Here is a 7,699-nt window from a genome sequence, read left to right as displayed (position 1 = left end):
GCGCGCGCTTCGCTCCGCGAAGACGACGCGCCGTCGCTACGCGACGGATACATCGCGATGCTCCGCATCGCTGGCGCTACGTCACTCCGTGACGTAAGCCGGCCACTTCGTGGCCGGTTGAGATCCCGCTCCGCGGTCTCTCAACGGAGTTCGCTCCGCGAACTCCTCCAGCGGGCTGCAGCCGTGAGGGTGCGTCGGGCCTGCTTGTGTCTGCGGAAATCACGCGGCTCCAAAACGCACCCGGGCAAGGGGCCCTGAGTCTGAGTTTCTCCACTGAGGAAGACACCGCACAGTAGTGCTTCCTTAGTGGAATTGCGATCAGAAAAGTTACGGGATCTCTGAGAATCCGGGGCGCTCCTCTTCCGGAGGAGCGGCGTCGGCTTCGCGGAGGATGCTCTGGATCAACTGGCTTCTGTTCTCGCAAAGTTGACCGTTCTTCTGGGCAGTGCGAGTCTTGCAGAGCCAGGGGCCGATCATCACACGCTCTCCGTCAACATCGATCCCCTCCCGGGCGCCAGGAGGACGGCCGTGCCGTTCCACGAAGGCACGCAACAGAGTGGCTGTCTGTTCGAAGGAGCGGCGTTTCCTGGTTCTGGGGGTGCTGGGTGTGGCGGGGGTGGTGGTCTTCGTCGCAGTCAGGGTGATGTGGTCGGGGGTGAGACCGAGGCTGACCAAGAGGTGGCGTTGGCCGTCGTCGAGAGTGCTCCAGGTGGTGAGTTGGCGGTGCAGCCAGGTGCCGGCTTTCACGCCGTCAATCACGGTGTCACGACGCAGAGTTGAAGGGTCGTTTCCGGTCTGGAGGTAGCTGGCCAGGAGGTGGTATTTGCGGTGCCAGTCGGGTCCGTGCGGGAGGGTCCAGTCGGGGGCGAGGGCGGTCAGACGCGTGTGGCGGGGCTTTGGGAGTTGGCCTTTGCGGGCGAGGCCGCGTTGGTCGACGAGGAACTGGCCGCCGGGATCCTGGGCGGGGATGGCGAGGTGGCCGTGTTCGGAGTGGAATGCCTCGATAAGGGTCATGTTGCCCTCGAAGGCGGCTTCGTGCTCGTCCCAGATCATGCCGAGTGCGTCGAGTTCAGCTATCCAGTCGGCAGTCAGGATGCCTCGGCGGTGGGCGGTGCGCTGGCCTGTGATGAAGGCTCCCAGGCGGTAGCCGTAGGCGTCGGTGTAGCCGACCGGAACCTTCAGATGGCCGTGTTCTGTGTGGTAGCGGGTGGCGGCGGCCAGGCCGGCGCGGCGGGGTGCGGAGAGCACCGCGCCGGTGGAGGGCCAGGCCAGCAGATCCATCGCTTGGACGATCGCGTGGGGGTCGAGGGTGAAGTCGAAGCGGAACCGGCGGGTGATCAGGCGGTGGACGGCACTGTCCAGGCGGTGCGTGGTGGTCTTGCGCGGGGCACGGGCGGCGATGGTCTGGTCGTGGTGGCGCAGTGCTGCGGTGATCAGCCAGAGGGCTTCGTAGGGGGTGTCGAGGAGGTCGGTGGGGTCGGAACCGGGTGGGGTGTAGGCGGGGATGACCAGGCTTGCGGTCTTCACGTCGACGGTGGGGGGTTTGCGCAGGGCGCGGCCCAGGGCCTGGACGATCCGGCGCACGCTCTCGGTGCGTGAGGCGAAGACGATCGCGTCGACGGCCGGCAGATCGATCCCCTCGGACAGGACCTGGGCGTTGGTGATCACCGCGCGGTCGGCGTTCGCGAAGTTGTCGAGGAGTTTCGCGCGCTGATCAGGTGTGTGGTTGCCGTTGATCGACGAGACGGACAGGGTGCCGGTCCAGGGCGGGCGTTGCTCGGGTGGGAGGGTGCGCAGGGTGTGGCCGAATTGGCGGACGAAGTCCGCGGCGTCCGCGACCTGCTGGAAGTAGACGATCACATGTTTGAGGTCGTGCTCGGTCATCGCTTTGAGGACGGCCAGGTGCAGAGCGGTCGTCCGGCGCGCGGTGGGGGCGAAGCCGGTGTGGGTGTTGTCGGGGTCGGTCAGGACTGTGCGCAGGTCGGTGTCGGTGATGGTGGGGACGAGGAGCTGGTAGTCGGCCAGGACGCCGTCCTCGATCGCCTGGGCGTGGGAGTAGGTGTGCAGGCGGGGGCCGAAAACCTTCGGATCGTCCATCGAGGCGATCAGGGACGGGGACTCCCACGCCGGTGCGGTCGACGCGGTCCGTTTCGGGCGCGGGCGGGCATCCGGGGCCTCAGCCAGGCGCGGCGCCTCCCACTCATATGGCGTCGCGGTCAGATACAGGCGGCGACCCATGGGGATCCGGGATGAGTCGTGGATGATCGTCCATTCTTTGTCCCAGCTGCCTGCGGTGCGGTGCGCCTCGTCGATGATCGCGAGGTCGAAGGCCGGAGCCGGGAAGATGGAGTGCTGGATCTCCTCGATCCGCCGCAGCGAGTCCAAGGTGACGAGCACGGTCGCTGGCTCGTTGTTCTTGGCGCGCTGGGCCAGCCAGTACGCGAGGTACTCCCCCGACCTCGTGCTGCTTGCGTCTGCCTCAACCAGCACGGGATGCTTGTGTGCCTTGAGTGAGGACACGGCCATCAACGGCTCCCGGCGGCCATCGGCACGGGCGGCCCGGGCCCACTGGCCGATCAAATCCCTCGATGGCACCACCACCAGCAGAAACCGGGTGTCGAGGGCCTCCGCCGTCCGCAGGGCGATCAGTGTCTTTCCTGTGCCGCACGCGGACACCATGTGCCCGCGGCTGCCCGGTTTTCTCAGACCGCGTGCCCCGCTGTCCACCGCCGCCTGCTGATCCGCACGCAGCGTACGGCGGACGGGCGCGATGGCGTCGGTCAGGGGCGGTGGGATGTCCGGGGCGACAGGGCTGGGGTCGGTGGCCATCAGATGGTCCTTGGGGGAATCGGCTGAACGTCGCGGGGCAGAGGGGAGGTTACTGGTGGAGGAAGTCCGCTTCCCGCACCTGGAGTCCGTCGACCGGGGCGACGGCGGTGTCCGCAGCTTTCCGGTGCTCCGCGGCTGTGCAGGCGCCGTAGATGGCGTTGGTCGGTCCTGGTCACAAGGTCCGGGTGCAGCTCGGGCGGCGGCAGGAACTGCTGCTGCCGACGGCGGGCCGTCTCCGCATCGTGTACATGGTCAGCACCGCTCACGATTCTCTCCACAGGCCCCTCCGGCAAGGGTTCGGGGCTGGTCTTCCGGCCCCGTCGTCGCGTGCTCTGGAGGCACGTCGGCTACAGAACGGCGGACATGCCGCACAGCGGTGGATCTTCTAGTAGGGCAGGGGATGGTCACCGGGAAGTTGACAGGGCTCCTTTAATGTCGAGGATCCCATCACCGTCCACCACGCCGAGAGCCTGGAGACAGTTCGGCCGTGTAGGTCGGTTTTCGGGTGTGGTGCAGTGTGTGGGGTTCAGGCGGCGAAGCCGATGTTGGTGACGTACTCGTACTGGCCCCATTGCGAGCCGAGGTCGATGATCTGCTCGATCCAGGCGTCGCCCAGGGCCCGGTCGTCGCCGGTGGACCAGGCGTCGATGATGGCCTCCCAGTGGCGGATGTTGAGGGTGCGGAATTCCACGGCCCGCTGGTGGGCGGTGCTCACGCCGGACTGGTTGAGCGGGTGGATCTCGACGCGGGTGCCCCGGCCGGCGCGGTTGAGGCGCGCCAGGAGGTAGCGGGCGACGTTGTGGCGGCGGACCGTGCGGTAGGCGGCTTCGACCCGGGCGAGGTTGTGTTTGGTGGGGTTGCGGGTGCCGGCCAGCCATGCCTTCAGGGTGCGGTCGGTGACGGTCAGGCCCGCGTCGTATGCGGCAGCGCGGGCGCGGGGGGTGCGGGTGAGGTAGTGCAGACGGGCCATGAGGCCGCGCCGGGTGGTGACAGGAGAAGTGATGAAGTCGGCGAGGGCGTCGAGTCGGCGGGCGACGGCTTCGTGGCCCTTGACGCCTTGGGCGCCGTACTTGCCGAAATCGATGGTGCGATCGGGCACGTGAACTCCTGGCCTGTCAGTTCTCGTCGGTCTGTCCGGCGGCGGCCGGGTCTGCGGGCGCGGTGCCGACGGCGTACACGTCCTTGACCTTCACCTCGGGAACTCCGCGGCCTTCGGGGAAGACACGCCGCCAGTCGCCGACGACGTGGAGTTCGTCGGTGCCCATCACTCGGACGACCGTCAGGCCGGCGTCGTGTGCCTTGAGGGCTTTGGCCCAGAGGTTGGCGAAGGCCTGCGAGCGGATCAGGTGCATCCAGTCGGGGCGGTACAGCTCCCGGTTGTAGTTCGACTCCCCCATCGTGGAGACGAACTTCGAGTACATCGCTTTCACGTATTCCAGCGTCACTTCGTCGTCGGCGGCGATCGCGGTGTCGCGGGCGTTCTTGAGGGTGATGCGGAACTTCTCCAGCAGGCTCTCCGTCGCCCCCGAGGTGAACGACTCGTGGATCTCGGGGGGTTCGCACAGGCCGTGCTTCGGGCCGGACAGGCGCAGCAGCAGGCGCAGGGTGGGTTCGGTGACCCACAGGGGGCCGGGTTCGTCACGGTTGCCGATCGGGTTGGGCAGGTACGCGTCGTGCTCCCATGCGGGCGGGGTGATCAGGTGGACGCCGGCGCGGCGGCGGTCGTGCCTGTTGCCGGTGGTGTGCTCCAGTTGGCCGAGCGGAAGGTGCGTCTTGAGTGCGCTGAGGTAGGCGCCGTTGATGTCCAGGGCCGTCACCTCGTGTCGGCCTGCGGGGAGTTCGGGGCGGCTCCACTTGGGGCGGGCTTCCCAGATCTGGTCGGCGCCGCGTGCGGATTGCTTGCGGAGGATGTCGGGGATCCAGGGGTGGGCGATGACGGCGTAGCGGCCGCCTCTGCGGGTCTCGTCCAGCAGGGCCATCGCATCCGGGATCGCCCGCTTGACCAGTGCTGTGGTCGCCGCCTCCACATCGCCCTCGTGTGCCTTGAGCGTTTCGGCCACTGCCGCCGTGATGGGGCTGGACGGGTCGGTGTCGGACACCGTCGGCGCACGGCTGCCCGCGGGCACGGTCTTTGCCGGCTTCGCGGTACGGCCCTCCGTCCGTGTAGTGGGGGTGCCGGGTGTGGGTGCGGGGGCAGTGGCGGCGCACTGGGCGGGGTCGAGGTGCTGGGGGAAACCGGCGACCTGGTGGCGGGCCGGCTGTCTGCACAGGACGCACGGCTCAGGCGCGGCCAGAGCTTCGACGTCGTCCAGGTCGTCGTCTGCGGCCGGCCCGGGTGCCGGAGGCGTTGTGGTCTCGTCCGGCGCGGGCGGGGGCGCGGTGGCTTCGTCTGCGGGCTGCGGGGTGGGGGGGGCGAGTTTCGCGGCCAGGCCGTCCAGGAGGTAGGCGTACTTCGTCCTGAGTTCTCCGGACGGGTCCCGGCCGGTCTCCCACCCTGTGATCGTGGAGGGGCTCACGCCGAGGGTCCTGGCCAGCTGGGCCTTCGACAGGCCGGCCCGCTCACGCAGCTCGCGGCGTACCCGTGCTTCGGGGAGTGCGGGTTTAGGGGTGAGAGAGGCGAGCAGCGAGTCGATCGCGTCGAAGTCGCTCATCGGTCCGCTCTCTCAGATGTAGGTGACGGGGTTACGGGACAGGTGCGGGCTCGGTGTGGGCCGGCCCACCCGCGCATCGCCGCGCAGCAGGTCGCCCTCGAGGGCGTAGCGGTCCCCGTGCTTGGAGATGCCGGTGATCCTCGCGACCGCGAGTACCGTGCCCTCGGTGTTGATGATCTGCGCCTCGTCCTGGGACAGGGCCCGGTCGGCGTTGAACTTCCAGATGCCGCGCCCTGTCTGCCAGGCTTCGTCCTCGGACATGCCGGGGCGCCATCCGGTCGTGGCGCGTCCCAGCCCGTCGCCGGCGTCAGCGGGCCGCTCGGCTCCCAGTTGGATCTGCAGCACCTCGTCCGCCCTCCCGTCAGTGAACTCTTTGACTTGTTGCAAGGTTATCAGCGATTGGGATACTTTGCAACAAGTTGCAGAGTTATCGGACTGATCGACGGGCCGACGAGCCCACCGTCGCCCAGGCAGTCGAGGAGACACACGGCCAAGGCCCACGCCGAGGTGCCGCGCGGCGTCCGCGAGGGCACCTGCGCCCGTGCGGCACACCCCGCGCCGAGTTGCTCCACTCTTGGGGTTCATCCCCGACGCGGACGTCCGCAGCAGCAGCGAATGCGGCGGCGAGACCCCACGGGGGACTCTCGTCTCCGCCCCGCCGGGCGAAGTCACTCACCGTGCGGTGCGCTTCTCGGCACGAGGTGTCTCCAGGCCGGCAGGTCGTGACGACGGAGGCTGCCGGCGGCCGGCCGCGAGGGTGTGGGGACCGGGGAGGCCGTCCTGCCGCACGGCGGGGAAGGAGCGGGTCGGTGCCGGCCCGTGTCAGTGGATGGGCGGCTCCGCCCCCGGCGGTGCGGCCCGCCCTTCGTAGACTGGTCCGTGGACGATCACGGCGGCCCCGGACCTCGGTTGGCGCCGCACGCCAGGGAGCCGGGGGGCAGACATGCGGAAGAGGCGTCCTCTCGGGGCGCTCGGTTACTTCCTGATGGGCGGTGCGTGCCTGCTGGTCGCCGTCGCGATGGCGACGGGAGTGAGGCAGGCGGTCCATCTGCTGCCGGTCGTCATCCTGGGTGTGCCGGGTGCGGTGCTGACGTTCCGCGCGCCGGTGTTCGGCGTCCGTTACGGGCCGGACGGGCTGAGGTACTCCGGGCTGTTCAACGCGCGCTCCCACGCGTGGGCGGACATCCGGGAGGTGCGGGTGGCCGTCCTGTCGGGCACGGTCTACTCGTCCGACGTCCCGGAGCTGGTGCTGGCCTCCGGCGGGACGGACCAGCTGTACATGCTGTCGGGCCACAGCTTCGGCCGGGCCCGGAACAGGCGGGTCGTGCGGCTGGTGGCCGAGCTGGAGGCGGCGCGCGCGGCCGCTTCCTGACGCCGGTGGAGCAGGCCGCGCGGACGTGGAGCACCACGTGCTCACCCGCTTCCCTCCGCTGTGCGAATCGGCGGAGCTCGACTCCCCCGGGTGTCGGGCGTGTTCGGGGTCCCTGCGTCGCGGCTTCGGTGACTACTCGCCGGCACACGCCTTTCGGGAGCGCTCAGCCGCTGGGGCGGTCGGCTTCGCGTGCGGCCGCGTTCGCCTTGACTGCCGCTGCGACGAGGAACACGAGGGCGGCTCCGTATCCGGTCAGCGGAACGGCGATGACCGCCGGGTTGCCGCCACCGCTCAGTGTCGCAGCGAGGGCAACGGCCAGGGTGAGCGCACCGGCCGCGTAAGCGGTGAGGAAGGTCGCGGCCAGCAGCGGTCCCGCCGAGGCATGACCGGCTTCCCAGGCGCTGTCGGAGGACATCGTGGCCCTGGTACGGATGCCCACCGCGGAATTCCGCCCGATGTTCCCGTTCGCCACCTGGTTCCTCACGTAGTGGATCAGCATGCCCAGCGTCATCAGACCCGTCCCGAAGACCCATCCCGCGATCGGATCCACTGTTCTTCCTTCCAGAGCACGGACATCATCGACGGCCACCCTGCCCGGGTCCGCGGTATGCGCGTTCACCCACGTGGCCACCCAACGATCGCACGCGCCCTCGGCCGCTGCTGGGGAGGCCGTTCTGAAGGCGGTGGGTCCCGGCACGGGTTTCGGCTTCTTGTCTCCGGCAGGGGGAGAGCCGCCGCTCCGCCGCTCCCGGTCCGCCTTCAGCGTGTCGGCGGGACCGCGCGGGCCATCCGGGCGGGAGCGGGATGGCGGTCGGCAGCGCGGTGCCCCCCCGGGGGCCGACCGGGA

6 protein-coding genes are annotated in these 7,699 nt (G+C 69.3%); 1 reads left to right on the top strand and 5 read right to left on the bottom strand.

Annotated features, from left to right (window positions below):
* Positions 1 to 327 precede the first annotated feature (327 nt).
* The 4 genes from GTY84_RS12810 to GTY84_RS12795 form a co-directional block, all read right to left on the bottom strand.
* Positions 328 to 2,829, bottom strand: coding sequence for a DEAD/DEAH box helicase (locus GTY84_RS12810; protein ID WP_161226316.1), 2,502 nt, complete (start codon positions 2,827 to 2,829; stop codon positions 328 to 330).
* A 526-nt stretch (positions 2,830 to 3,355) separates the two neighbouring features.
* Positions 3,356 to 3,928 carry a transcriptional regulator gene (locus GTY84_RS12805; RefSeq protein WP_161226315.1) on the bottom strand — a complete coding sequence of 191 codons (573 nt, stop codon included), beginning with the start codon at positions 3,926 to 3,928 and terminating at the stop codon, positions 3,356 to 3,358.
* A 16-nt stretch (positions 3,929 to 3,944) separates the two neighbouring features.
* Positions 3,945 to 5,480, bottom strand: coding sequence for a helix-turn-helix transcriptional regulator (locus tag GTY84_RS12800; RefSeq protein ID WP_161226314.1), 1,536 nt, complete (start codon positions 5,478 to 5,480; stop codon positions 3,945 to 3,947).
* 12 nt (positions 5,481 to 5,492) lie between these two features.
* Positions 5,493 to 5,867 carry a hypothetical protein gene (locus GTY84_RS12795; protein ID WP_202550913.1) on the bottom strand — a complete coding sequence of 125 codons (375 nt, stop codon included), beginning with the start codon at positions 5,865 to 5,867 and terminating at the stop codon, positions 5,493 to 5,495.
* A gap of 556 nt (positions 5,868 to 6,423) precedes the next feature.
* On the opposite strand from GTY84_RS12795, the gene GTY84_RS12790 reads away from it, so the two are divergent.
* Positions 6,424 to 6,852, top strand: a complete 429-nt coding sequence (locus GTY84_RS12790) for a PH domain-containing protein (RefSeq protein WP_161226313.1) — start codon at positions 6,424 to 6,426, stop codon at positions 6,850 to 6,852.
* A 163-nt stretch (positions 6,853 to 7,015) separates the two neighbouring features.
* Here GTY84_RS12790 and GTY84_RS12785 read toward each other — a convergent pair whose 3' ends face one another.
* On the bottom strand, positions 7,016 to 7,402 hold the full coding sequence (locus GTY84_RS12785) for an SdpI family protein (RefSeq protein ID WP_161226312.1): 387 nt from the start codon (positions 7,400 to 7,402) through the stop codon (positions 7,016 to 7,018).
* Positions 7,403 to 7,699 lie beyond the last annotated feature (297 nt).

The organism is Streptomyces sp. SID8352 (genome assembly GCF_009862265.1).
Classification (GTDB): domain Bacteria; phylum Actinomycetota; class Actinomycetes; order Streptomycetales; family Streptomycetaceae; genus Streptomyces.
The sequence above is the reverse complement of the archived record's forward strand: the minus strand, read 5'-3'. Positions and strand labels throughout refer to the sequence as shown.

What these genes read in the sequence shown, in the direction of transcription:
- GTY84_RS12810 (WP_161226316.1), bottom strand. Translation starts at nt 2,829, where the DNA reads ATGGCCACCGACCCCAGCCCTGTCGCCCCGGACATCCCACCGCCCCTG.
- GTY84_RS12800 (WP_161226314.1), bottom strand. Translation starts at nt 5,480, where the DNA reads ATGAGCGACTTCGACGCGATCGACTCGCTGCTCGCCTCTCTCACCCCT.
- GTY84_RS12790 (WP_161226313.1), top strand. Translation starts at nt 6,424, where the DNA reads ATGCGGAAGAGGCGTCCTCTCGGGGCGCTCGGTTACTTCCTGATGGGC.